Source organism: Spiroplasma poulsonii, from assembly GCF_009866525.1.
Classification (GTDB): domain Bacteria; phylum Bacillota_I; class Bacilli_A; order Mycoplasmatales; family Mycoplasmataceae; genus Spiroplasma; species Spiroplasma poulsonii.
The window spans coordinates 964,393-991,352 of record NZ_CM020866.1; the positions used below are offsets into that span (position 1 = coordinate 964,393).

Consider the following 26,960-nt stretch of genomic DNA (forward strand, 5'->3'; position numbering starts at 1 on the left):
TTTTTATTCTCCTAGATCTATTTTTACTTTACCATTCTCTTGAAACGGGTCTGTAAATTGTTTTAATTTTATCATTGCAATTTCAGTTTTATATGGAGCAAAATCTTTTCCTTTTTCACCAACATATGGTGTTTCTAAAATTTTTATCATTCCATCTAACTTTGGATGATAAATAATTTTCAAAAGGGTCTCAAATCCTAAATAACCATAACCAATATTTTCATGACGGTCTTTATGTGCATTCAAAGGATTTTTACTATCATTAATATGTAAACATAACAAACGGTCTAAACCAATTAATTGATCAAATTCATTAATAATATCTTCTAAGTTTTCTTTAAATTGATAACCAGCATCATGCATATGACAAGTATCCCAACAAACCCCTACTTTGTCCTTCAACAATACATTATCAATAATATATTTTAATTGTGCAAAGTTAGTTCCTAATTCGCTGCCCTTTCCAGCCATTGTTTCCAAAGCAATTTTTGCCTTTTGTTCTGAAGTTAATACTAAGTTTAAACCTTCAACAATTCGATCTAACCCAACTTGCTCAGGAGCACCAACAGCACTGCCTGGGTGTAAAACAATTGTTTTAATTCCAATCTCATCAGCACGAATAATTTCTTTTCTTAGAAATTCAACAGCAATTTCAAATGTACTAGGATTTGTTGTATTAGCTAAATTAATAATATAAGGGGCATGAATAATAACATTGTCAATTGAAAAATGTTGGACAGGTAACTGTTGATAAAATTCTGAAATAAAAAAATGGTCAGTACTAACTCGAATTGTATTTTGTGGTGGCCCAGTATAAATCATCATTGCATTAGCATCATTATTTAAACTTTCTGTTAATGCTCCTAACAAATAATTTTGTTGTTTGTTCATACTAACATGACTTCCAATAATTAAATTATAATCTTTCATTTTTTAATTTCTCCCTTTCTTTCTCATTAATTTTATAATATCATATATAAAGACAAGAAAAAATAATTTATTAATAATGAAAGGATTATTATGATTAACGAAGAAAATAGTAAACAAATTGAAATAGCGATTGATAATGTTTATCAAAAAGTAATTATAAAAAAGAAAGATAGAATTGTTGCTTGACAATGAATTAACTTATTTTTTTATCTTTTCATTATGGTTAGTTTATTCCTAACGATTTTTAGTTTTGTTGTTACATATGATCTTCATTTTCAACTAAATAAAACAATTTTTTTACCAGTAGGAATTGTGGCATTCCTTTGTTTTATAACAACTACTACTCTTATTATTTTTATTAAAAAGCACCAAAAGGATTTAACACAACAAATTAAAAATAATTTTGACATTACGTCATTAATTGATTTATATAATACTATTTTTGCTAACATAATGCCTGACGTAACGATTACTGACATTACAACCAAATGAACCATTACGCCAACTAATCATTACCCAATTAACGAATTTAAAGTTAATGATAAAATTATCGTTGGAAAATATCAAAATATAGCTTTTAATATTGGTTCGATTAGCCAAGCAACAACAACTGTTGTTGATAATTTAGAACCAAATTTAATGCCAAAACCATACAACACACAATACTACCGTTATTTATTTTTAACAGTTACAACATCAAATTTTCAAAATAATGCTTTTGAAATTAATCGAAAAAATAAGTATCCTAAAAATAATTTAACCTTTGATAATTTTTTTTGATACGATCAAACTAATCCAAATATTACCCCAACACTCAAAACTCTTATCCTAGATAATATGGTTACAACTACCTTAATCCCAAATATTAAAGTTACACCTAAAGCATTATCCCTCCAACTAGCAACAATTTCAACAAATAGTTGAATTGATAACTGCGACAGTCTTTTCAACTTTAATATTAGTTTAAATAAAAACGTCATGCTTGATAATATGATTGAAACTATTAAGCATGACTATCAAACTCTTCAAAAGAGTTTTGTCTGATTAAATTTAATTTTAAAACATAATTAATATTTATCAACCTTATAATTTGCAATAATCTTATCTAATTTATGGGATAAGATTTTAGCATCTGGATCAGAAACAACAATTGCGGCTTTAATCCATTTATATTCTAACAAGGATGTTGAAACAATAATTACTTCGTTATTAATATCATTTCCTTCATAATGATCACGAGCAGGAAGACGAACAATATCATTTGGATAATGAACATATTGTAGTCCTGAAACAACAGCATCGCCTTTTGAAGTAATAATCATTAAACTACGATATTTAAATTTTGGGAAAATAATATCAATTGTAATTGATTGAACTACCACAAATAAATATGATGCAAATAAGACGGGACCAAAGAAGTATTTCGCTTTATGACTTGCAAAATCAATTCCATTTAAACCGTTTTCATCAATATTAAAACCAAGTTTTTTAATTGCGTCAAGATGGTTTGCTCAATCTCTTCCAAAATAGACACTAGTAATTTCACTACGTGTTAATAATGCCGTATGAATTGCTAACATTATAATAACAATAATATAATTAACAATTCGATTATAATTAGCAATTGATGTTTTCTTTTTAACCGAATAATAAGCTAAAACAAAGTCAGTTCCAGCCGTCGAAGCACCACCCTTATAAACTAATCCATAAGCGATTCCGTTTAAAATTCCTGCTACCGCCGCAAAGACAAATAATCAAATTTGATACATTCCACCATAATTACTAAAAACATTTAAACTATTATAGTTAGTAATAAAAAATAGTTCTTGGGGATTAATAAGTGGAATATAAGCAAAAGCAAAGTGGAAACCATTTTGTAATGTAATATAAACAATTGTCCGAACTGAAAACCGAATCCCAATTTTAATTACACCAAAAATAAATAGTGGTAAATTAAGAATAAAGAAAAAAACTCAATACATACTTGTTTGAAATGCCAGTTGATCTTGGTGTGGTCAAATTGCAGCCGCAACTCCCCTTGCAATCGCTCCAATTCCACTCGGCATAATTCCGTAACTTGTTGTTGCGGCAATAAAGTAATCATAACTAACCATTGCTAGAAATGCCGCAAAAGTAATATACCCATAATCACGAAATAATCGTGATTTAAAATAACTCTTAAATCGTAAATTAAATTCTTTGCGAGAAATTCGTTCACGACTTCTTGTTTTCCGATGCCCTTCTTTATAAGCATCAATTGTTTTACTTTCAACATCCTCTGCGCCAACTCCCGAGGCATTATTATTTTGTGCTACGTGTGTTTCTTCATCATATGTCATACTTTAGATTTCCTTGCCCTTTCTTAAACCTTAATTACAAATAAGTATAACACTATCTTACAAAATAAAAACAACCCAAGGGTTGTTTTTATAATAAAATTAATAATTATTCACTTTTTAAACGAATTGTAACTTTGAATGAACCAACTTTAATTGGGTCATAATCGTTTCTTGTAATATCCACAACTGTATAATCTTTTTGTAATTTTTGGTTTAAGTTTCCAAATTTAACCCCTCTGTTTGCTCCTTTATTTGAAGGAATAAACACTGGGATTTTACGATAGTCTAAAGCTGGGATTGTCATATAAACAACAATTTGTTGATATGGTGAGTCAACATCTTTTAATGATTCATTTAAATACTTAATAAATTCATTGCTTACTAATTGTGCACCAAAGTTTTTATCTTCAACAAATTCATGTGATTGGTTGTGTGTGATGTAAAATGAAATTCTAGCATCAACATTTACTAATAAGTATTTTTCTGGTACTGTTGCACCATTATATGTGTATGATGATTTGTCTTGACATTTTTCAGCAATTGCTGCTGCAATTTCATTAGCAACTGTTTCAATTTTATATAATTTTTCATTATTTAAATCATATTTTGCTGATTTATTTCATAATAATTCATCATCATTAACACGAACTTGTTCTAAGAATAATAATTTACGTAATCATTTTTTAGGAGCATTTTTTCATTCATCTTCTCCTAAGATTACTTTACCTGGTCCTTCGTTTTCCTTTGTTTTTGATCACATTACTTGAATGATATCTAAGGCAACAGGCGTTCTTTCTTGTTTATCAACTAGCATTAATGAAGGTCCAAATCCTGATAATACTTTATGAGTATTTGGTTTAAATAATTTAACTCATTGGTCATGTTTGATTTCAAATAATTCATTGATTGAATCTAAATCATCTTGTGATGATTGTGATAAATCAATAATATAATTTGAACTTAATAAGTTAAATAATCTTCTTAATAAGTATTTTAAAGTATTTACTGTTTCATACATTTTAAATTTATGAATTGGATCATTATCTCATGGTGATAATGCATTATTGTAAATAATTTTTAAAGCAATATAATTAATGCTTGATTTTTTAGCAACTTGGGCAATTGCACCAGCTTCAGTATCAATAACATCAATTGTGTGACCATATTTGTCAACCATCTCTTTAAATTGTTTTGAGTTATAAATCAACATATCTGCTGTTCCAGTAACTCCTTCAGTCAATCCTAATTTAAAGTCTTTAACAACTTTCGCAAATTCACCATCGAATTGGAATGACTCAGGTTCATTAACAATTTGTCCATATTTAATATCTTTGAAAACTGTTAAGTCTGCATCACGATAAATAAATTTTGTTGAAATTGTTGTATCTCCTGTGTCATGTTTGTCATTTGTTGACAAGGCTAAATCTATGTTCAAGATTGTTTGTAAACCAGGATATTTTTCTAATAAGTAAGTAATAGCCATTGCTGCATTTGCTTTACCATAACCTACTGTTGCAATAATGAAAGTTTTTCCATGGTACTTAACATGTTGGATAACACAGTTTTTTCATCAATATTTTTTTACTGTTTTGATATTGTGCTTATCTTTCATTGTAAAATATGCCGTTGAAATAACACCGATCATTTATTTTCCACCTCTATTTTCTTAATAATTAATTTCCAAAATTGATTATTTTTAGTGCATCTTACTATAACTAATATTTGATTATATGCAAAATACAACTAAAATTATTGTATCGTATTTTTAATAAATTATCAATGGATAATGTTAAAATGTTAAAAATTATTGAAATAATAAAAATTATTTTGTTTTTTATTTTTAAAATAAATAAAAATTATTTTCTATAATTATTATTAAAAACACAATTATTTTTATTTAATGTTTAACATTAAACATAGAAAATTGCATATTCTTGTGATGAATTTTCCCCTGTTGTTTTCTCATTTGGCTTTGTTATTTTGTTTTGATTTGTTTGTCTTGAATGATGCGCAATTTGATAACTATCTAAACTAATTTTAACAATATCAAAAAAATTAATTAAAGCAAATGCACCAATAAATCAAGCCGCCCCACCCGTAATTTCCTTTTGTTCTTTTATTGTTAATAATTTCATTTTCAGTTAAACAAATAAAATTTGGGAATAATTAGCATAATTTAAATTACTATATTTATCTGATCAAGTTAAATGTGCCCCATTTGTTGTTTTATAACCACCTTCGGTGCGATTCATTTGTTGCGCTGCGAAATAAGTTGAAAAACCAGTTGAAATTAAATTTGTTAATGAGTTACTACAAGCATTAATAATAGCAACAATCCCAGTTAAAAAAACCCCCGACATTTTTCCCCCAGATAGTTGCTTTGTCTGTTCTATTGTTAATTTTGTCACTTTATTTTTCCCCCCTTGTTAATTATTTAACCTTTTCTTTTATAAATTCCTTGAAAAAAAAGTAATTATTTAATTACTTTCTATTATTTATTCAACACTTACAATTTTAACTTTATATGGAACTTGAATTCCTTTAATTTCAACTAAATCGCCCATTTTTTGACCAATAATAGCTTTAGCAATTGGAGATTCATTTGAAATCGTATTTTCAAAGGGATTTGCTTCAACAGCCCCCACAATTTTAATTTCAAAATTTTTGTTAATTAATAAATTAGTAAAAGTAACTTTACTTCCTAATTTAATAATTCCCGTTTTTGATTTTACTTCTTTAATTTCTTTTGCTTTTGTTAACAACGATTCAATTTCTTTAATGCGACCTTCAACTTCCGCTTGACGATTTCGTGCCGCATCATAATCCGCGTTTTCTGATAAGTCCCCTTGTGCACGGGCTTCTTTTAATTCTTCAATAACTTCTGGTCGAATGACGTTAATTAAATTATCTAATTCCTCTTGTAAATCCTTAATTCCCTCTTTGGTCAATAAAATTTCTTCATTCATTTAATATTCCCGTTCCTCTCCATTTTTAATTACAACAATGATTATTATACCTTAAAAAATAAGATAGTTAAGATTTTTTTAACTTTTTTTAGTTTTTATTGCCTTGCTCTGTTAATAGCGTTTTAATTTTAGTGGCAATCATATCAATTGCAATTTCGTTGCCTTCATAATATGGGACAATAATATCAGCATACTTAATACTTGGTTCAACAAAATATTCATACATTGGTTTAACCGTCGTTAAGTATTGACTAACAATACTATCAATTGTTCGCCCTCGTTCATTTAAATCGCGGTTTAAGCGGCGAATAAAACGAATGTCATCTTCGGTTTTAATAAAAATCTTAATATCTGATAATTGGCGAATTTCTTCTAATGCCAACCCTAAAATCCCATCTAAAATAATAACATCACCAGCCATAACGTGATTTGTTGTTTCTGACCGATTATAAACCGTAAAATCATAAATTGGAGTTTCAATTGCTTGGCCTTGTTTTAATAATGTCAAATGTTCTACTAATAAGTCTAAATCAAGCGCATTAGGGTGATCAAAGTTAATTTGCTTGCGTTCTGCTAATGTTAAATGATCTAACTTTTTATAGTAATGATCCATTTTTAAGTAAACAATTTTTTTACCTTGCAAGATTTTTGCAATTTTAGTTGCAACTGTCGTCTTCCCACTTGCTGTGCCTCCGGCAATTGTTACTAACTGAACGTTATTTTCCTTTTTTAACTTCATTATGTAAACCCTCCACTGGTGCTCTAATGTTAGTATATCACAAAGAAAAACAACTTAACTGTTGTTAAATTGTTTTATTGATCATGTTCTTCGGCGTCCTCATCAACTTCAAGTTGCTTATATTTGTCAAAAACAAGGTCTAATTCACTAAGCATATGCTTAGCATCATGATAGTTAGCATTCGTTTGATCCCGATATAACGCTTGATTCCGTTTTAAATAATACTTGATTTCGTTACGAATTTCTAATGAAACGTATTTTCAATCATCTGTTATTTCAAATTCAGCATCTAATTTTGCTTGTAATTCGGGACATTCTTTCATCCGACGTAAATATTTTTGACGATAATAAGTAAAATATCAAATTGTAGCAAAACTAACTGAGAATCCAACAAAGGCTAATTCAATTGCTGTTCCAATAATTGCACTTTGATGTTTAGTTCCTGTTGTTGAAACAATATTATCAATTAAACTATAATAATGTCACACAAAAACAAAGCATAAAATAATAAATACAATTGAAAAGGCAATATGTTCTCATAACAGCATTTTAATTTTACGTTGATACCCTAGTTTTAATGTAACGGCAATGACCATCGCATAAATAAAAATTGTAATTGCTGATGACGCTTCTGTTAAAGATCAAATATCAAACGGTTGTTGATATGTCATTGCTTGCGCTGGAGTTGCCATAAACCCAAATTCTTTTGTTAAACTAACTCCTTTAATAATATCGGGAATTGCTAATCAAATAAAAATCATTAAACTAGTAATTACCAAGTTTAAAATCGAAGCACGCGCTGGTAAACCATCTTTGTTTAGTTTTCGTAAACGATCAGGTAAATATCCTTCAGTTGATAATGGTTGTAACGAAGTTCCACCATACAGCGCATTTTGCATTGCAACATTAACCTTTAAGGACAACGCACTAATAATCATAATAATCGGACCACCATATAAAATAAGGTTATTGTTAAACCCTAACTCCATGTCCCCATGTTCATATTTTGAACAAAGTGATTAAAAGCTGCAAAGAAAATAATTGAAATAACAATATAGAAAATGGTACTAATTAACATAATTAAAATAATTCCACGGCCAATATTTTTTTCTGGATTACTAATATTTCTCCCCGCGGTTGAGAATACTTCAAAACCAGCAAAGAAGAAAAAGCAAGAGTTAAAAGCTTTAATAAATCCTGGTAATGAAAATTTAGTATTGTGCCCCCAATAACTTAAATTTTCCCCACCATATTGAACCGCTAAAACTAACCCGGCAAGAATTAAAAAACCAGCGGTAACTCATTTAATAATTCCTGTTCCATTTGCTAATTTTTTATATAATTTAATCCCCCCAAAGATGATTGCTGCAGCTGACATATAAATGGCAATTCCAATAAAATCTAACCATAAATCCCCAAATGAGCCTCAATCAGCAGCATACCACGGAACGGTAACGCTTCCATCAGGATTAACTTGTGAGATTCAATCAGCTCCAAATGAACCACGAATTAACATCATTACTTGAATCGTAATTAAGAATGGTAATGAGACATATTGCATAAAAGCAACAAAAATTCCTCAAAACTTTCCGAAAGTTGTTCGCACATAAATATATGAAGCTCCATTATTGTTTGAATGGTGAACTCGTGCCATTTTAGCAAATGCTCATGCACATATTCCAGCAATTAGTCCTTCCACTGCAAATAACCACACAGTATGAATTCCAATTGAGTTAGATTCTGAAATATTTGCTAAAATAGCAAAATTACCGATAAAACTAATTCCAACAGTATAATTAAAGCCTAATCAAACAAAATCCGCCAAACTAAATTTTTTGTTCTGTTCTTTTTTAAGCATAAAATAGTTTTTTCCTTCCTAGTTAAAAAACAGTGTTAATATTTAATTGATGATATTTACATAAAAATTAAATTATAACATTCAAATTATTTAAATTTTTTCTAAATAATTTATTTATAATTATAACAATCTGAAGTGAAAAAGCAAGCACGAAAAAGAAAAAAACTAGACCTTTTAGGTTCCTGTGAAAAGATTGTTTTACCAATAAAAAAGAAAATCCAAAGATTTTCATAAATAATGCTATTATTTTGTTAATTTGTTATTTTTTTATTCAGAATTCCATCATTAATTACTTTATGTTAATGACGATAAGCAATACTAATATTTTTTGGTTTAATTTGTAATGAGTAACTTAGTTCCTTCATGATTGCTTCATTAATTTCTTCTGTTAACTCAGTTAATTCTTCTTCACGTAAGATCTTTCCACTAATATAAATATGTAAAATTGAATTATCAATCATACGGCATTCAATTTTATCAATAAAATATTGGTGAGTAATATCACGAATTGCATATAAAATAATTTTTTTAATTGTTAATAAACTCACAATAATACTACCACGGTGATTACTATCAATTGTTAACTCAGTAAAATTATTAGCCATTTTCGATCACCCCTTACATTTATTTTATTTTTTATGCACGGCCAGAATATTTACCATCACTTGTTGAGACCGTAATTAATTCCCCTTCTTTAATAAATAATGGTACTTGTAATTCTAACCCAGTTTCTAAAACTGCCTTTTTCATCGCGCCAGAACTAGCATCACCTTTAACAGCCGCTTCCGCTGTGGTAATTGTTAAATCAACTTTATCTGGTAAAATGATACCCAAAACTTCACCTTCATATTTTGTTACCGAAGCCATTACTCCTTCTTTCAAAAAGTTTTTTTCTCATATTAATCTACTTGACGGAACTTCTAATTGTTCATAACTTTGGGTATCCATAAAAATAACATTCGCCCCATCATCATATAAATATTGCATTTCAACCTTATCAATCATTGCTTTTTCAACTTTATCACCGCCAGTAAAAGTAATTGATGTTGTCGCGTTGCTACGAAGATTTTTTACTTTTGTCTTAACGTGAGCTTGCCCCCGCCCCGACTTTGAGTGTTGTGCTTCAACTACAGCATAAATATTACCTTCATATTGAAATGTTAATCCCGGACGGAAATCATTTACACTAATCATTTTCTTCTTCCTTTTCTATCTTATCTTTTTTATGATTATAACCTAATTTTAATAATAAATAAAGACACAAAGAAAACTTGTTAAATTTTTTGCGCTTTTTTTGCCTCTTAATGTTTTAAAAAAGAAAAATGCGCTAATTCTTCTTTTGAACTACACCCCGGTTCTGTTAACTCCAAGTAATAACATTTTTACCAATATAACGTTCTGAATTTTTCGCTGCGATAATTTCAACCTCAGTTGCCGTCTTTTGAATTTCAAAATGACGCGGTGTAAAATAAAAGGTTGGATTTAAAACCGCAAAATATTCCATCATTTCACTAACTAGTAACGTTGCTAAAACCTTTGTTTCATAATTAAACTTAATTGTTTCTAAATCAGCTTGTTGTGTTCGGTACAATGCGATTGCAATAATTTCTGTTGTATCAGCAAAATGAACACTCGTCGCATTTGCCTTAATTTTTACATTAATAAAAGTTGTCTTTTCGTTCCCACTAGGGATTTGCTGTCAAGTTAAATCAGTTCAACTAGTTGGAGTTGTTCCTTGCTGATAATACGTGAACTCCAGTTCATTACTAGCAACTTCACCGCGATATTGATTGGTTTCTAGTGCCTCATAAATTGCATTTTGAAAAATTGATTCCGTTACAGTGGCAATTGTGTTTTGGTGATCAAAAACAGGAACTAATGCTAATTGGGTTTTAAATAACGCTAAGGAAATTTTACTACGATCACGTGTTGCAAAATTATTACAACTAACAGCTGTTACGGGAGCACTAAATACGGTCAAAGCACTAAACATTGTCAATAGTCTTTTCATTTTAATAATCCTCCCTAAAAGCCGCATAATCAGTTTGAATAATTCCTAATTGTTGTTGATAACGAGCCTCAATAATTTGACGTTCACTAGCAGTTAATAAGTACGGATTTAATTCCATTCCTCAGTGTTTATATTTTGAACTTCCATAACCAACGGTAATTTGTGTTCGAGGGGTAAAATATGAAATTCGAATTTGATATGAACCATTGGGAACATAAATTGGAATAAAAATAAAATCAGTATAAATTGAATTAAATTCTGCTTTAGCAAAACCTTTATAACGATTAGTTAATAATTTTGGATCAGTAATATGATCAGCATCAGTAACTTGATTAGTATAATTTTTAAAAACATTATAGAAATTTTCAATTGCCGAAGTTTCTTTTAACCGATTTCAATATGGATTATTCAATTTATTTTCAATATCAGCAAAATCAGGAGCACGATTATTTACTAATTTTAAATCACTAAAAATGCGTGATGTTCCTGAATAATATTGTAAATCACCACCAAGGGAAAAGGTATGTAAATAAGTATATGGGTCAGCATAATCTGGTGATCATCCACTAACCAACAGATCTCAATCAGCTTTTTTCGTACGACTAGTATATTCTGTTGCATCAACAGTAATGTCTGGAATAATTTTAATAACATTATTTTCCGCATTAAACGAATCAATCATATTTAATAAGAAGCGATTACTTATTAATGTTGATGCCCCATTCATTAAAAAGATAATTTTAACATTTGATGAACCTGTGTTTTGTTGTAACCAAGTTCGAATATCATTCAAAATATCTTTATCGTTTTTTAATAAATCTTCATTCAGATACAAGGCATCACTACCATCTTTTAATAACTGACTGCTTGCTTGCACATCATTGTTTCGAAATTTCGCCGCATATTCTACTTCAACATAGTACGGATAATCAACCTCCGCATTATTAATAAAATCACGAGCAGTATAAACATTTCGTAAAAATTTTGATGTTTGTGAATCATCTAAGGCTTCTGAATAATATTTTACAAACTTACTACGATCTAAATGAGTTGCTAAGTATTTTCGAATTTTATCATATTGTAGTGCCTTGCTCGCATTTAAACTTTTTTGAGCCAAACTACTGTTACTACTTAAAATATTTGCATTAGCATAATTAAGCATTAGCGTATAAGTGGTTGGATCAGGATTAATAATACTTGAGGCCCCACTAAAAACGGGATTGGCAGGATTAGGCCCAACATATTTCCCCCAACCATTGGTATCAGTTGGTTGAACAACAAAGTCATTAACATCCCCCGATTCAAATAATACTCGTTCCCGCGAAACATCATTGTTTGCTAAATAGGTATAATTCAATTTATCAATATAAGTTAATTTAGCATGACGATAGGCAGCATTTTTTCGTAATAAAACTTGCGAGGTTGAACTATATTTTTCAACTAAATATGCCCCCGAATACCAAATATTTTTATAATTTGTCCCATAATTATAACCTTGTAATACTGCTTTTTCTGGCATTGGTGCAAACGCTAAATAAGTCATTAAGGTATCAAAATACTCTGCTGGCTTTGCTAATTTAATTGTAATTTCATCATCTGCCGCGTTAACACTCATTCCTAATTTTGTTCAAATTGGGTTATTATAATAATCCGATTGATATTTACCAGCTTGAAAATACTCTCAAATTTCTTGTGCTCCAGCAATAAAAGTTCGTCAAATCCCAGCGGTTGCTGATAAGTTTTTTGGAAATAACACAAACTTAGCCGTGTTAATCATATCACTTGCTTTAATTTGTCGTTGAAAGGTACCTTGATAATTAAATCATTTTGCTGCTGAAGAAATTTTATATTTTCATTCACTTGCATCAGAATTTGGTTGCCCAACATATTTTGATGTTTTATCGGCTTGCACCGCAAGATCACCAAAACTACGATTATATTTATCGGTTGCCACTAATGTTCCAACTAAGTCCGCTAAAATCTTATTATCCTCTACTTGCATTGTTGTTCCGCTTGATCATGATGTTAACGGATATTTAAACATTGAACGAAAAACATTATCATAATTTAAACGGTTAGCTAATCGCTCTAAACTAATTCCGCACGATACTACCAAGGGCGTCACCGTTGTAATGGTCGTTAAACTTGCAAAAAGCGCTAATTTCTTCTTTAACATCGTTATGCCTCCTTACCTTTTGGGCCAGCAATTTTAGTTTGTGCTGCCACAATTTCGCGGGAATTACCAAATAAATAATGTCCAGTTTTAATTTCAGTAAACTCTGGTAAATCAAATAAATAATCTCAATGTTCTTTCTCTGGTTCATAAATAAAATGAACTTTTTCCTTTTCATAATTTGGGTTCGGTAATGGAATTGCTGATAATAATGCCCGCGTATAAGGATGCAACGGATATGCAAATAATTCTTCGGCAGGTGCTAATTCAACAACCTGACCATGATAAATTACAGCAATTCGATCCGCAATAAAGCGCACAACCGACAAATCATGGGCAACAAAAATATAAGTTAAATTATATTTTTGTTGAAATTTTTTTAATAAATTTAAAACTTGCGCACGAATTGAAACATCTAACGCTGAAATTGGTTCATCGGCAATAATAAATTGTGGTTTCATAATTAAAGCGCGGGCAATCCCAATTCGTTGGCGTTGACCACCTGAAAACTCATGTGAATAACGTGATAAATGTTCTGGTAGTAAACCAACTTCTTTTAAAATATTTAGAATTAAAAAATTCTTCACATTCTTGTCATTAACAGCCTCCAATGTTAGTTGTTTTTCATTTGTACCTAAATTATTATTATAATAATCTAAATATAATTTTCGGGCTTCATCATTTTTATATAACTCGGGAAAATTATTTAACCCTTCGCCAACAATTTCTGCAACAGAAATACGGTCATTTAGTGACGAAGATGGATCTTGAAAAATCATTTGAATCTTTTTCTTTTGGGCACGATTTTCCCGATGCGTTGGTAATTTAAAAAGTGCCGATTCCTTTACAATTTCATCAATTAATGGTAAATCTAATAAATCTAACAACCGATTTGAATCGTTAATTTCAGCTCTTGAATACTTGTATTCCTTGTGAATTCATGAATAATATAATTTAATTGTTTCTTGGTCGCGAAAAACCCCATGTCTTGCTAAGTAAGATAAGTCTCTTAATGTTACTTGTAACTGGTCCTTATCTTTTATCGCCGCTAAAATATCTTTTAATGAATTACTACTACACTCATCAGCAGATAACGCCGCTAATGTTGCTGTAAAATCAGTTGTTGTTAATAAATTACCACTAGCAGTTGGTGAAATTGATGTTTTTAGCAAAGAATTAGCATATTTTTCTTGTAAATTACTAATTGCTTGCGCATTTGCAACTGGCTCTAATTGTAACTTCTTTAACTGTTTAAAATATTCTTTTTCAAAATCTTTTTTAAAGACATTATAACGTTTGTTATAAGCAGAAATATATTTCATTCGTTTTGATATTGGTACAAAAAGAATAAAAGCTTTTCGTTGGTTTTTTGTAATATTTTTAACCTTATCTAATAACTCATTATGAACTGGTAATAATTTTTCTAATTCTGAAAAAGATTGATCATAATATTTTTTTGCTTGCATTAGAACAAAGTTATCTTTTAATTCATTGCGAATTTGTTCTAATTTTAATAAAGTCTTATAAATTCGATGACCCAATAAAATACATCCTTCAATAATGGCAATATTTTCTTGTACCCGCATTGTAATTTCTGCTTCTAACTCTAACGATAAAGTTGGAATTCATTCGTGTAAATTATGAGCAAAACGATAAATCCGTTGGTAATTTTTTAAAATTTCCTTTAATAAAATTAAATTATTTTCATACATTTCTTTTACTAACGCAAAATTATTTTTACTATGATTGAAGTTTAACAAATCAACTTTGTTTAAAGCAACATCACTAGTAATTAAATAACGCTCTGTTCCATATGAAAGTAATTCCTTTGTACTAATCACATAGTTTTTATTTTCAAAATAACGATAATAACTAATTTTTAAATTATTAATATAATTACTTAAGTTTTTATTTAGTAACATATTATTATTTTTTAAAAGGCGAAATTGTTCATTAATATGTAAATTAATTTTATATAATTGTGGTGGTTTTCCACGTAGTACCCGACGGTCCATATAAACAGTTCCATCTTTAATTGCTTGCACTCCCGCAATGGCACGACCAATTGTTGTTTTACCACTACCAGATTCTCCCACGATACTAAAAATTTCTCCCCGATAAATATCAAAATTTGCTCTTTTAACCGCATTTACTTTTTTATTTTTTTGGCGAAATTGAATTAACAAATCGCGAACCATAATAAATTGTTCTTGTTCGTTCTTGTTCATCTTATTCACCTACCTTTGCATCATTTTCAAGTTTTGCCAACTGTCGTAATTGTTTTGGTTTTTCCACTTTTGCTGCACGTGGATCTAATAATCATGTTTTCGAATAATGTGTTTCTGTTACTTTAAACATTGGTGGTTCTAACAAATAATCAATTTTCATTGCATATTGATTTCGAGGAGCAAACGGATCCCCATAAACTTTAGCATATAATGATGGTGGTGAACCAGGAATTGAATAAAGTTCTTCACCTTTTTCACCAAATTGTGGTAACGAAGATAATAATGCTCATGTATATGGATGTTTTGGGTTAAAAAAGATTTCATTAACTGTTCCATATTCAATAATTTGACCAGCATACATTACAGCTACTCGATCCGCAATATTTGCAACAACTCCTAAGTCGTGAGTAATAAAAATAATTGTAAATTTGTATTCTTTTTGCAATTCTTTAATTAAATCTAAAATTTGAGCTTGAATTGTTACATCCAAAGCGGTTGTTGGTTCATCACAAATTAATACTTTTGGTTGACAAGCTAACGCAATTGCAATAACCACCCGTTGGCGCATTCCGCCAGAATACATCCCAGGAATATCATGATAACGTTTTTTTGCCTTTGGAATTCCAACTTTTTCTAATAATTCAATTGCCATTTTTTTTGCTGCTGAACGAGAAAACTTACGATGTTTTCGTAATACTTCTGAAATTTGAAATCCAACGGATAATAATGGATTCAATGATGTCATGGGATCTTGAAAAATCGTTGCAATTGTTTGTCCACGTAGTTTACTAATTTGTTTTGCTGCTTTTAGTTTATTAATAAAACCAAAATTTTTAATTAAATTTCATTCTTCTCACAAATTATTAAAATCACGAACATTTAATGTCTCTTTTTTCAACATTAAAAGATTCATTTTATTAATCCGATAACGAACTCCATCAGTAAAAGTTTTTTTATTAAAATAAGTTGTAATCTTTTTAAATTCTTCAACGGTTGGAACGATTTGTTCATCAAAATATTTTTTTAAAAACAACATATTTTTATTTAATAAATGCTTTTCTGGTCATGTTAAATTTTTTATCTTACTAATTTCATTAGTATAATCAATAATTTGGTTTTGTAATAATTCAATGTTTTTTGCTTTAAGATTATCATCTAATAACATTGCTTCGTTTTTTTCCATTTTTTTAATTAAAGTACTAACTTTTACTAACTTATTATTTAGGCGATTTGAATGCGTAAAACTAATTTGTTTTTTTAATTCTTGTTCTTTTGCCTTTAATTGGGTAATTTCTGCTTTAACTGGTTCTAATTGTAAACTATTAATTATCTTAATTTTTTGTTCTGTTTTTGTAATTAATTTTTTATTATATTTCATAATACTTTTTCGTAAACTACTATCTAATAAAATTTTATGGAAATCAACTAAGTGCACTGGTTTTTTAAAGTACGCTAGCTCATCCGCTAAAATATTAGTTGATGGTGAATAAACAATTGAGCCATTACTAATTCACCCATTATTTTCTAACATATTTGTAAAAGTTTTTGTCATTACTGACTTTCCGCTCCCTGATTCACCAACAATCGCTAATGTTTCACCATCATAAATATCAAATGAAATATTCCGAATTGCTGTTAAAACATTCGACCTCGTTTTAAACTTTATAACTAATTTTTTAATTGAAATTACAATTTCTTTCCTCATAACACGATGTCTCCTTTAATACTTTTTTATTTATAATGGTTTTTTGGATCTAGGGAATCAGCAAATACTTTCCCAAATAGGAAAAATAAAACAGATGTTCCGGCAATGAAACAAACGGGAATAATTAATAAATGTGGAAAATCTTGTCATTTACTTGACCCTAACACTTCATTTAAAATAAATCCTAATGTTGTATTTTCTCGTCCTTGAATAAAGCCAAAATTAAAGTAATTTAAAGTTGAATCAATTGCAATCGCCATTGGTACGGCAAATGATGCAGTTTGAATAATTAATGGCAAAATACGAGGCATAATATTTTTTGTAACAATTTTTGGTCCTGATGTTCCTAACATTTTTGACGCAAGATTGTATTCTGTATTACGAACTAGAATAATTTGAACACGAATAACTTCCGCTAAAGTAATCCAACTCGTCAAGGATACAGCAAAGATAATTACAATAATCGATTTCCCTAAAGAAAAGATAATAATTAATCATAAAATTAAAGTTGGTACCAAATTTAAAAATCTAGTAATTTCAATAAATAAAATATCAAATTTTTTATAAAATCCTCAAATTGAACCAATAATAACTCCTAATAAAATTTGAATTACGGCAATAATTAAAGTAAATAATAATGTAGTCCGCATTCCAATCCAAATTTTATCTCAATAATTTTCCCCATTCATTCCTAATCCAAATAAATAAGTTGCATTTGGTGCTAACGGTTGTTGATAATTCGGAATTGGTAAATTAGCTGGTAATGGATTAGAAACTTTTCCAATTGGAACAATTGCGGTTAATAACACAATTGCAACTAATAATAGTAAACAAATAATAAATGTTTTTTTAGCAATTAAAATTCTCCCGACAACTTTTCAATAACTATATGATTTTGTTGAAATTCGTTCATTTTCTTCGATTTGAGGACCGACAATTTCAAATAAACTTGGATCTAAATTATCAACATCATAGTTTTGAAAATCAAATAACTCTTCATCTGTAATTCTTTTCATCATCTTGTTCCTCCTTTATTTTGTTAATTTAACACGGGGGTCTAAGACCGCCATAATAATATCTGCTAATAAACTAGTAATAATTCCAGAAGTTGCTGTTAAGAGAATATATCCCATTACAACAAAAGAGTCTTTATTTCCAACTCCAGAAACAATAAATTTACTCATCCCCGGAATTGATCAGTTTTGTTCGGCAAAAATACTGGCCCCAAAAATAGTTGTGACAAAAGCAGTTGGCAATAATCGAAAAATTTGAATTCCAGCATTACGGAAAATATGAATATAAAAAATGTAACGATTAGTCATCCCTTTTGATAAGGCAAAATTATTATAGTCAGCGGTCATTTCATCAATAACATACCGTCTTGTGTTAATCACAATTGGCGGGGTAATCATTAGAAAAATCGCAAAAACTGGCCAAAACTTAGTATAAAAGGTTCCAGAACTAAATAACCCATGAGCATAAAAAGCATTAATTGAAATCAAATAAACGCCCACCACTAAAACAACGGGAGGAATTGCTAAAAAGATAATTGAAGCGGCATTAATCGTATTATCAACACTACGTTCTTTATTTTTAGCAGAAATAATTCCTAGGGGAACACCAATTAAATAAGCTAATAACACAGCAACTGAACCAAAAGCAAATGAATACGGAATTGCTTTGGCAAAAATTTCTGATACTAATTCCCCTGGTTGGGCAACAGCCGTTGAAAAAACAACCCCTAAATAAAAGAATGTTGTAATTTTATCTCCAACTAATTGTCCCGTTACGGGATCAAAAGCACTGTTAACAATAATTGTCTTTTTAAAAAACGGTATAATATTATATAAATATGTCCCTAATTGGGTTCAAATTGAACCATATACACCAAAGATTTTCATTCTTTGTTCTAATAAATTATTATATTCTGGTGTTCCAGGAAGAATATTTAATTTATTAATATCAATATCAGAAATATAAATATCATCTGATGTTACTAATCGTAATAAAATAAAAATAACACAAATTGCTAATAATAATGTAATTATGGCAAAAAAGATTCGTTTTAACGAATAACCTAATAATGGAAAACGATCAAAAAATTCACGACGATGATGATTAAAGATACTAGTTCGATATTTCATCTCCGCCAGTCATGATGTTCGTTTATCTGCTGCCCCTTGATAATCTAACTCAACATTATTAAACTTTTGGTCATACTCTTTTGCAACTAAAATATTGTTTTCGGAAATATTTTTCCTCTTGTTAATCCCTTTCATATATTTTTTCCCCTCCTTATATTAAGGAAAAATAAAATGTCCCTTTTTTAAATTTTTAATAAAATAATGTACTTAAAATAATTCGTTCAAATAATGTGCTTGATACAAAATATAATTTTATATTATGTTATTATATTTTACTTTTGTAAAAAATACAATATAATTTAATAATAAATTTAAAAATATTAATAAAAGGGATCCAATGGCAAAAAAGAAGAATGTTTTTAAACAATTACATGAATTAAAACAAGAGCAAAAAAAAACCCACCAAAAAGAGGTGGCAGAAATTGTTGATGAGACATATCAAAATCACACTTTAAAATTAGAAACTTATCAAAAACTAAAAAAAATTACTTGATTTCATTGTTTGATTGCGGTGTTAATTACTGCAATTATTATTGGTTTTAGTTTTTTGCTCGGTATTTTTGCATTTAAAGACATTAAAAAAACCGAATGAATTGTTGTTAGTTTTTTAGTTGTTATTCTATTAATTTGATTTATCTTGGGATGATATAAAAATAAAACGGCTGCTGCTTATTTTAATGATTACCGTCGCCGTTATCAACCAACGTTAACTGATGAAGAAGCAAACATTAAAAAAATTCGTAATATTTTACTAATTATTGGCGCCATCTTATTAATTTCTTCCCTAATTATTTTCTTTACTGTCTAATTTTTTTTTAAAAAGAAAAAGCCTTGCTATTACAAGTAAGGCTTTTAAAACTAAATTTATAATTAAAAAGCTAATCCATAATTCTTAAAAGTTGGTTTTTAAGTTAATATTAATGATTTAACATTACATATCTTCATTTTTGACTGTTCTTTTAAGATATCATCAGTATGCATTCAACTAATACTGACCATTTTTTCGAGAAGCATTTCATTAAATTGCTCTTTATATTTCTGATAATAATTTTCGGTTTGCGCCTTACTTACGTTAACATTTTCTTTCCGTAAAGCTAAGTATTTCTTAAATAACATAAATGCCGCATAGTACATTACCCCAACGGCAAATCATTTTAAGTAATAGGTAAAATCATTCATTAGACTTCTTGCATTACTTGTTAAAAAATTGCAAATATTTGTAAAAAAGATACTAATAGAAAAATATAATTTTAATTAATTATGTTTTTTATTTAAAAATTTAATATTTTTCCACAACGAAAAATTAATTTATTATTTAAATTATTTAATTTTAAATAAATATTTTATGTTAAATATAATAATTGTAAATTATAAATTGAGGCAATTAAATTAAATCTTAAACCAAATCTTTTTCTTCGATTACGATATTTTTCTGTAATAATTTTAAATTTTTTAAGAATAGCAAAAATATTTTCAATAATAATTCTCATTTTTGAAACTAGTCTATTATATTGCTTTTGTTCTTTGTTTAAAGGGTTTTTCTTTGTTTTCTTTGTAGGTATTAGAACATTATTGTGATTTTTTTGTATTCCTTGATAACCACTATCAACTATTAATTTGGTATTTTTTAAAATTGGGATTTTTGATTCTTTAAATAAAGCATAATCATGTTTTTTTCCGAGCGAAAAACTTGTTGCAATAATTTTTTTGGTTTCTTGTTCGATAATTACTTGTGTTTTGATCGTGTGTTTTTTCTTTTTACCAGAATAAGATTGTTTTTGTCTTTTTTTGGGCGTTGGATTGGAGTTTCGGTAACATCAATAATAATAGTTTTATCATTAAAATAATCATTTATTAGTGCTTTTTTACCAGCAAGTTGTTGAAAATCAGAGTTTTTAATTAAAATATCTTCAATTCACTTAATATTACGATAACAATTAGCCTCACTAATATCAAAAATTTTACCAAGATGAAAATAAGTCTGATATTCTCGTCAATATAATAAAGTCATCAATAATCTATTTTCTAATGATAATTTATTAGTTTTACCACCTTTTTTAAATTTTTCTATTTCAGCAACTTTTAAAATATCTAACATTTTATTAAAAGTGGATTTTTTTATTCCTGTTAATCTTAACCATTCTCTATCATTAATAGTATTAAATTTATTATTGTTCATATTTTTATGTCCTCATAAATTATATTTTATAATAATATTTTAATAAAAAAGGGTATCGCAAGAAGTCTATTTTAACCCCTAGTCCACCTTGAATTCCAACAAAAACAACAAAGAAAGCAGTAACAGTTCCCACAACACCACCGATTAAAAGACCATAGGTCACTTTAGGACTATAATTATTATCACGATGAAATGTTCATGCGGTTGTTGGCAAGGCAAAACCAGCAGCACACGTCATAATTGGAAAAGCAATAATTGTTTCCATTCCTAATAATGACACGATCGCTAAAGCTGGCGCATACAATCCAACGCCAAAACTTTGTAATCCTCCAATGATAAAGAACGCAATAATCCCAACAGCTAATTTTCAACCACTAAGTCCTTTTGTTCCAACAGTATTAAATAGTCCAACTTGGCCTAAAATCATTAAAATTCCAGCCGCCGCTAAGGACACTGCCACGAATAAAGCGACAAATTTTTTATTAACTTTATTAACAATCTTTGCGGCACAAAAAGCCCCAATCATAGCGACAATCACTAAAGTTACTAAGGTTACTAGTTCAACTTGAGTTGCACTAACAAACAAGGTTCCAGCTAATAAATTTGGAATTGTTAAACCAACATTTAATGTTCCTGGTAACTTTTTAACATCTGGAACACTATTTGTTGCATTCAAAGCAGCAACCTTTACCACAAAGCTACCAACCCCAATCGTATCAGTAAAACTACCCAGAAAACCAATTGTTGAAATTTTGAAAAGGTTTTCTTGTTTATCTAAAAAAATTCGTTTTGTTGTATTATAAATAATAAAAACTAAAAATCCTAAAATTAAAATAATACCAACACACATAAAAATAAAGGCTGTTAAATGGTTTTTATTAGTAAAAGTGAAGTTTTGGCCATCATTAGCAATTTTAAAATAAAATAAGTAATTTACTAATAAACTAGCTAATAATAACAATAATGTTAAGGTCACGGCAATTATAGCAATTGTGCGCCCACTTAAACTTCGTTTCATCATATTATGTTCTGTTTTAATATTTTTTAATTGTTGTTTTTTAACTTGACTTGTTTCAGTTTCATCGTGCAAAACACTAGCAATTTTTGTTTTAAATTCTTGGTGTAATGCTTGATGGTCTAAATCACTTTTTAATTTATTTGTTTCTTGATATTCTCACATTGCCAATGAATAATTTAAATTTAAATATTCTTGAATCTTTTGGCAATATTCATGATAAGCTTCTTTAATATATTTTTCTTTTAATTCAAAATCAGCTTTGGTAAGATTATTTTTTTTAAGTGCTTGTTTTAAAAACGAAAGTTGTTGTTTATAAAAAGCTTTTAATTCCCCTTGCCGATCAGTTCATTGATAAATTTTTTCTGTGTGATGAAGTAAATCATTCTCATTCTTAATAATTTTTTCTACTTGAGTTTGATTTTCCATATGTTATTTAAAGGCAATAACTTCAATTTCAACAAGGCCAGAGGTCGTATAAATTATTTTGGGGTCTTAAATTAATATCTTAGAAATTGTGGAATAATATACCACTTACTTATTTAGATTGTATTACTTTTAATTTTATTGTCAATATATTTTTCTATTTTTTTAAATTTTTCCACAAAAAAAATACATTTTTATTAAAGTTATTTAATTTCTTAGATAAAACTAATAAAAATATAAGTTTTTTTGTAAATTATTATTTACAAAATTATTAACTGAATAATTAAATTTATTTTCTTCTAACAATTGTTCATTAGTATTAAATAAATTAATTTTATTTTTTAATCCCATCATACTAGCATTTAATTTATTTCTAATAGTTTTTTCACTATAAATAGCTTTTTTAATTATAGTGCCTTTTCAATAATGAGAAATATCACCTTCAATATCACAACCAATATTATTCCATAGTGTTTGGTTTTCAATTCCTTCTTTATTATTTTTAATTAATCTAATAGTTTTATTCAAAAAAATTAATTTAGCATCGCTTATAAAAGATTTACTATCTTCTAAACACTGTAATAATCCCTCATATTTACCATTATAAAAATTATCAACTGCTTTATGATATATTTCTCTATTTTCTTTGTTTTTACTTTGATATGGATATAGTTTTTTAAATCTACTTGTAAGATGAAATTTATCTATTGTATAGTGAATTTTATTTTTAGGAAAATATTGACGCATAAAATTTTTAGTATTTTTAATCCATAATGCACCATCACCTAAAATCATAATTTCAATATTAGGTGTCAATTTGAAATGAGTTTCAATTAAAGTAAATAATTTTATAAGAACTGGTTTTAAATTTGCTTCTTTTTTAAGATAATCTGGAATATTATCCATTTCAAAAACACCTAATTTATTTGCGATTACAGGTCTTTTTACAGTATATTTTTCTTCATCATACCCAGTATGTACAGTACATGCTATCGTATGTTTTTTTATCTTTTTTCTTCCTTGCTTTGTTGAATCTAACATTTTCAAATAAGTACCATCCATTTGAATATATAAAGTGTGTGGAATATCTATTTTTTTATTACTTTTATTAAAGTAATATTCTTCGTCAGTTTTTGCATTTTTCATAATATTAGATACTGTCATTAAACTAATTTTTACATGCTCCATAGTATCTAAAATATCTTTATATCTTTTGTTCTCAGTAATAAATGATAATATTTTTTCTTTAACAGAATTATCTATTCTTTGTCATTTTTCAATTCCTAAAAGTTTATCCAAAGGAAAAATATATTCTTCTTTACCTGTTTCTGGATTAATTTTATAATATCTTCTTCTTTTAAAAGTTATTTTTCCATTTAAAATTACTAATGTTCTTTCAATTTTATCTTTTACTTTATAATATTTAAATTCTTTTAAAGTTTTATCAATTTTGTAATTTTTAAAAATTCATTCATCATAATCTTCTGAACTTTGTTGAATAATTTCAATACTCTGTATATATAATAAATTAATAAAATTATTAAAAAAATTGTTATCAACATTCATCATTTTTTACCCTCTTTCCTTAGTTCTACACATTAACACAAAAATAATAAAAATGCAAAAAAAGATATTATTTTTTATTTATTATGTTATAATTTAAGTGTTAATTATTAGCAAATTAATTTAACTGAAAAAAGTAAAGTAATTTACTTTTTTTATTTTGATGTAAAATATAGATAATAAAAAAAAAGAACCCTGTTAAGTTCTTCTGTACATGTTTTTCTCTACTTATATTTAACCATATAAAAGGAGTAAAAATGAAAGAATTTAATCCAAAAACAGCAAGTTTGGCGACTTTTTATCGTAAAATAGAGCAATTTTGAGAAAATAAATCACCTAATAAACCATATACTTTGAATGATTTAACCAATGAATTCAATCTTTCTCGCAAGTGAAGATATGATACTTATGCGAGCGAAAAGATAGTTCCTTTGCTTGAAAAACAAGTTGATAGAATTGAAAGTGAAATAATTAATTTTATGATGAAATCACCTGATGGTGCTAAATTATATTGACAACGAGCATTTAATTATAAATATTCACTGCAAGAAAAACAGTTAGAACAAGAATTAAACTTAAATAATCAACAGCCAATAATTGTTAATTTACAAACGGATATTAGAGATATTAAAAAAGAAAGTGATAATAATGCTTAATCATTTTACTTATTTGTTAGAAACACCTTATTGGTTATTACAAAATAGTAATGTTGGTAATAAATATCCCTTTGCAAAGAAATATGAGTTAGTTAATGAAATTAATCAAATTGGGACACGATATAGTGGTAAGACTATTTCAAATATTAAAATGTTTGGTGAATTATTAAAAATTAGTTTATTGATTAAAGAACCAATTTGTATCATTGCTAGTATGTATTGGAGTAAAGATTTAAAAGATAGTGTATTTCAAAATATATGAAATATGTTAGATGAAAATAATATTCCTTATACTATTAATTTATCTAATTTTACTTTTACTTTATCAAATGGGAGCAAAATATATTGTAAAGGTTTACATTCACCAAGTCGGAAAGAAAAATTAAAAGCTTTTGCTGATTTGAATAAATATAAATTAGTTATTGATTGAAGAGAAGAATGTGACCAATTTCAACAAAAAGATTTAAGTGATTTAGAGTTTGCTATTCGTGGTTATCAAAATAAAATAACAATTAATACATGTAATCCTGAGAGTTTAAAAAGATATATTGTTGGTTATTGTAATGAATTAATGCCTTTTGATGAACAAATAATGCGTAGTAAATATGAACAAATTAAATATATTGAAAAATGAAATATGAAGATTATTATTCATTATTCTAGTTGAAGACTTAATTACGAATTACCACAAGATAAAGTTAATGAACAATTAAGATTAGAACAATTAGATATTGAAAGAGCAAGAGTATGAAGTTGAGGATTGCCCGGTAATACTAGTGGTTCAATCTTTGCAAGATATATTGATATTATGCAAGCAACAGATATTATTCAACCAACGAAATTATTAGGTGGTGTTGACTTAGCAAACTCTACTAGTCCCAAAGGACATACAACAGCATCGAGCTTTTGAATATATAATTCATTTGATAAAAAAGCCTATAAAGTTGCTGAATATACACACTCAAATGCTACGCAACAATTTAAAGGACCATTAGAACAAGTAAAAGATATTTTAGAGTTTTACAACAATCAATTAAACCAATATTTTAATTTAATACAACAAGGAATATCAATTAATGTTGATGATAGTGCTTATGCAACATTAGAAAGTTTAAATAGAGAAAAATATAATTATACTTTTGGTCAATACATGAATTTTAAACCAGCACAAAAGCAGAAGTTTAAAATAAAACATCGTGTAGAAGCATTTACAATGTTAATAAATACTAATCAATTAAAATGATTATGAGAAAAATGTCCTGTAAGTAAAACCCAATATGAATTAATTCAATGAGAAGATAAACCCGATGTAAGAGAAGAACGAATGTTAGATTTATATGATGATACATTTGATAGTGATTTTTATGCTTTACACTTTGAATTAATACCAATGGTTAAACATAATAGTTCATCCGATTATAAATTATGACAACAAAGGGAGTGATTAACTTAATGAAAAAAGATATTTATGTAATACATGATGAACGTGTAATAAATGCAAAAAGACCTTATATGTCTGTTTGTGGACAAGTTAAAAAAAGACTTTGTCAAGAATTAAAAAAGATAATATAGCAATATGTAAATTAAATTTATATAACGAATATATTAAGAAATATCAAAAATTAAAGTATGTGTACAAGTTTTATCAAATGAACCAAATTTATTAACAGTAAATATTATTAATTATGCACTTATTTTAAAATTAAAGGAGCAAAATAACAATGAATAATACTTTCCCTAGTTTACCAAACTTAAATGATATTAATAGTGTTTTAAAATTTTATAATTATGATTGAACTATTAATTTAGCAAATATTATTGCTCGCCATCAAATGCGACTAGTAAATGGTAAAGATATTTTATTTAAGTCTCATCGTAAAGACATTTTAGAAAAATTAAATTGATGATATGAAACTTATAAAATAAAAGAAAAATTAGATAAAAATGAATTAACAGCCAGTTTAATGGGTAAAACTATCTTTGGTTTATTAGAAACTAGTGATGGCAATATTGATTTATGAATTAACC

General features: G+C 27.8%; 26 protein-coding genes. 5 read left to right on the forward strand and 21 right to left on the reverse strand.

Annotated features, from left to right (window positions below):
- Nucleotides 1–3: 3 nt before the first annotated feature.
- On the reverse strand, nucleotides 4–930 hold the full coding sequence (locus tag MSROBK_RS05420; protein ID WP_040093546.1) for a deoxyribonuclease IV: 927 nt from the start codon (nucleotides 928–930) through the stop codon (nucleotides 4–6).
- A 90-nt stretch (nucleotides 931–1,020) separates the two neighbouring features.
- Here MSROBK_RS05420 and MSROBK_RS05425 point away from each other — a divergent pair, with 90 nt between their 5' ends.
- On the forward strand, nucleotides 1,021–2,001 hold the full coding sequence (locus MSROBK_RS05425) for a hypothetical protein (protein WP_040093547.1): 981 nt from the start codon (nucleotides 1,021–1,023) through the stop codon (nucleotides 1,999–2,001).
- Here the strand turns inward: MSROBK_RS05425 and MSROBK_RS05430 are convergent.
- The 16 genes from MSROBK_RS05430 to oppB all read right to left on the reverse strand — a co-directional run bounded on the left by MSROBK_RS05430 (nucleotide 1,998) and on the right by oppB (nucleotide 19,228).
- The gene (locus MSROBK_RS05430; RefSeq protein WP_040093548.1) at nucleotides 1,998–3,269 is read right to left on the reverse strand and encodes a YitT family protein; all 1,272 of its coding nucleotides are present in this window, start codon (nucleotides 3,267–3,269) and stop codon (nucleotides 1,998–2,000) included. The two genes, MSROBK_RS05425 and MSROBK_RS05430, sit on opposite strands and share 4 nt — an antisense overlap.
- A gap of 106 nt (nucleotides 3,270–3,375) precedes the next feature.
- Nucleotides 3,376–4,914 (reverse strand): cytoskeletal motor fibril protein Fib, encoded by a 1,539-nt coding sequence (fib, locus tag MSROBK_RS05435; protein WP_040093550.1) that lies wholly within the window; start codon nucleotides 4,912–4,914, stop codon nucleotides 3,376–3,378.
- 265 nt (nucleotides 4,915–5,179) lie between these two features.
- Nucleotides 5,180–5,404: a hypothetical protein gene (locus tag MSROBK_RS05440; RefSeq protein ID WP_052443497.1), complete on the reverse strand. Its 225-nt coding sequence runs from the start codon at nucleotides 5,402–5,404 to the stop codon at nucleotides 5,180–5,182.
- Between the two features lie 6 nt (nucleotides 5,405–5,410).
- Nucleotides 5,411–5,677: a hypothetical protein gene (locus MSROBK_RS05445; protein WP_040093551.1), complete on the reverse strand. Its 267-nt coding sequence runs from the start codon at nucleotides 5,675–5,677 to the stop codon at nucleotides 5,411–5,413.
- An 87-nt stretch (nucleotides 5,678–5,764) separates the two neighbouring features.
- Nucleotides 5,765–6,235: a transcription elongation factor GreA gene (gene greA, locus MSROBK_RS05450; protein ID WP_040093552.1), complete on the reverse strand. Its 471-nt coding sequence runs from the start codon at nucleotides 6,233–6,235 to the stop codon at nucleotides 5,765–5,767.
- 88 nt (nucleotides 6,236–6,323) lie between these two features.
- Complete coding sequence (gene udk / locus MSROBK_RS05455) at nucleotides 6,324–6,974, reverse strand: uridine kinase (RefSeq protein WP_040093553.1); 651 nt, start codon at nucleotides 6,972–6,974, stop codon at nucleotides 6,324–6,326.
- 74 nt (nucleotides 6,975–7,048) lie between these two features.
- A complete protein-coding gene (locus tag MSROBK_RS11605; protein WP_227991105.1) occupies nucleotides 7,049–7,963 on the reverse strand; it encodes an amino acid permease in 915 nt (304 codons plus the stop codon).
- Entirely contained in the window at nucleotides 7,954–8,832 is an 879-nt protein-coding gene (locus MSROBK_RS11610; protein ID WP_227991107.1) for an amino acid permease, read from the reverse strand. The genes MSROBK_RS11605 and MSROBK_RS11610 overlap by 10 nt, the downstream gene beginning before the upstream one ends.
- Nucleotides 8,833–9,131: 299 nt before the next feature.
- Entirely contained in the window at nucleotides 9,132–9,437 is a 306-nt protein-coding gene (locus MSROBK_RS05465) for an MMB_0454 family protein (protein ID WP_040093554.1), read from the reverse strand.
- Nucleotides 9,438–9,468: 31 nt separating this feature from the next.
- Nucleotides 9,469–10,026: an elongation factor P gene (gene efp / locus MSROBK_RS05470; RefSeq protein WP_040093555.1), complete on the reverse strand. Its 558-nt coding sequence runs from the start codon at nucleotides 10,024–10,026 to the stop codon at nucleotides 9,469–9,471.
- Nucleotides 10,027–10,192: 166 nt separating this feature from the next.
- On the reverse strand, nucleotides 10,193–10,843 hold the full coding sequence (locus tag MSROBK_RS05475; protein WP_040093556.1) for a hypothetical protein: 651 nt from the start codon (nucleotides 10,841–10,843) through the stop codon (nucleotides 10,193–10,195).
- A 1-nt stretch (nucleotide 10,844) separates the two neighbouring features.
- Entirely contained in the window at nucleotides 10,845–13,019 is a 2,175-nt protein-coding gene (locus tag MSROBK_RS05480) for an ABC transporter substrate-binding protein (protein ID WP_040093557.1), read from the reverse strand.
- A gap of 2 nt (nucleotides 13,020–13,021) precedes the next feature.
- Nucleotides 13,022–15,244 carry an oligopeptide ABC transporter ATP-binding protein OppF gene (oppF, locus tag MSROBK_RS12235; protein WP_040093558.1) on the reverse strand — a complete coding sequence of 741 codons (2,223 nt, stop codon included), beginning with the start codon at nucleotides 15,242–15,244 and terminating at the stop codon, nucleotides 13,022–13,024.
- A gap of 1 nt (nucleotide 15,245) precedes the next feature.
- Entirely contained in the window at nucleotides 15,246–16,949 is a 1,704-nt protein-coding gene (gene oppD, locus MSROBK_RS12240; protein WP_040093559.1) for an oligopeptide ABC transporter ATP-binding protein OppD, read from the reverse strand.
- Nucleotides 16,950–16,975: 26 nt separating this feature from the next.
- A complete protein-coding gene (gene oppC / locus MSROBK_RS05495) occupies nucleotides 16,976–17,968 on the reverse strand; it encodes an oligopeptide ABC transporter permease OppC (protein WP_227991109.1) in 993 nt (330 codons plus the stop codon).
- Nucleotides 17,969–17,980: 12 nt separating this feature from the next.
- Nucleotides 17,981–19,228, reverse strand: coding sequence for an oligopeptide ABC transporter permease OppB (gene oppB, locus MSROBK_RS05500; RefSeq protein ID WP_040093560.1), 1,248 nt, complete (start codon nucleotides 19,226–19,228; stop codon nucleotides 17,981–17,983).
- A 202-nt stretch (nucleotides 19,229–19,430) separates the two neighbouring features.
- Between oppB and MSROBK_RS05505 the strand changes: the two genes are divergently transcribed.
- Nucleotides 19,431–19,901 carry a hypothetical protein gene (locus tag MSROBK_RS05505; protein ID WP_040093561.1) on the forward strand — a complete coding sequence of 157 codons (471 nt, stop codon included), beginning with the start codon at nucleotides 19,431–19,433 and terminating at the stop codon, nucleotides 19,899–19,901.
- Nucleotides 19,902–20,436: 535 nt separating this feature from the next.
- On the opposite strand, the gene MSROBK_RS13515 is transcribed toward MSROBK_RS05505, so the two are convergent.
- From MSROBK_RS13515 to MSROBK_RS05520, 4 genes are all read right to left on the reverse strand, one after another.
- Nucleotides 20,437–20,835 (reverse strand): transposase family protein, encoded by a 399-nt coding sequence (locus MSROBK_RS13515; RefSeq protein WP_242441474.1) that lies wholly within the window; start codon nucleotides 20,833–20,835, stop codon nucleotides 20,437–20,439.
- Nucleotides 20,820–21,272, reverse strand: coding sequence for a transposase family protein (locus MSROBK_RS13520; RefSeq protein WP_040093563.1), 453 nt, complete (start codon nucleotides 21,270–21,272; stop codon nucleotides 20,820–20,822). Before MSROBK_RS13520 ends, MSROBK_RS13515 begins: the two co-directional genes overlap by 16 nt.
- A gap of 19 nt (nucleotides 21,273–21,291) precedes the next feature.
- On the reverse strand, nucleotides 21,292–22,716 hold the full coding sequence (locus tag MSROBK_RS05515) for a sulfite exporter TauE/SafE family protein (RefSeq protein WP_040093564.1): 1,425 nt from the start codon (nucleotides 22,714–22,716) through the stop codon (nucleotides 21,292–21,294).
- Between the two features lie 222 nt (nucleotides 22,717–22,938).
- The gene (locus tag MSROBK_RS05520) at nucleotides 22,939–24,282 is read right to left on the reverse strand and encodes an Mbov_0401 family ICE element transposase-like protein (RefSeq protein ID WP_084217997.1); all 1,344 of its coding nucleotides are present in this window, start codon (nucleotides 24,280–24,282) and stop codon (nucleotides 22,939–22,941) included.
- A gap of 251 nt (nucleotides 24,283–24,533) precedes the next feature.
- Between MSROBK_RS05520 and MSROBK_RS05525 the strand changes: the two genes are divergently transcribed.
- The 3 genes from MSROBK_RS05525 to MSROBK_RS05535 form a co-directional block, all read left to right on the forward strand.
- Nucleotides 24,534–24,932: a hypothetical protein gene (locus MSROBK_RS05525; RefSeq protein ID WP_040092461.1), complete on the forward strand. Its 399-nt coding sequence runs from the start codon at nucleotides 24,534–24,536 to the stop codon at nucleotides 24,930–24,932.
- Nucleotides 24,925–26,385, forward strand: coding sequence for a PBSX family phage terminase large subunit (locus MSROBK_RS05530; protein ID WP_040093565.1), 1,461 nt, complete (start codon nucleotides 24,925–24,927; stop codon nucleotides 26,383–26,385). Before MSROBK_RS05525 ends, MSROBK_RS05530 begins: the two co-directional genes overlap by 8 nt.
- A 268-nt stretch (nucleotides 26,386–26,653) precedes the next feature.
- Nucleotides 26,654–26,960 (forward strand): hypothetical protein (locus MSROBK_RS05535; RefSeq protein WP_159373223.1); only part of this gene is annotated, 307 nt, incomplete at its 3' end.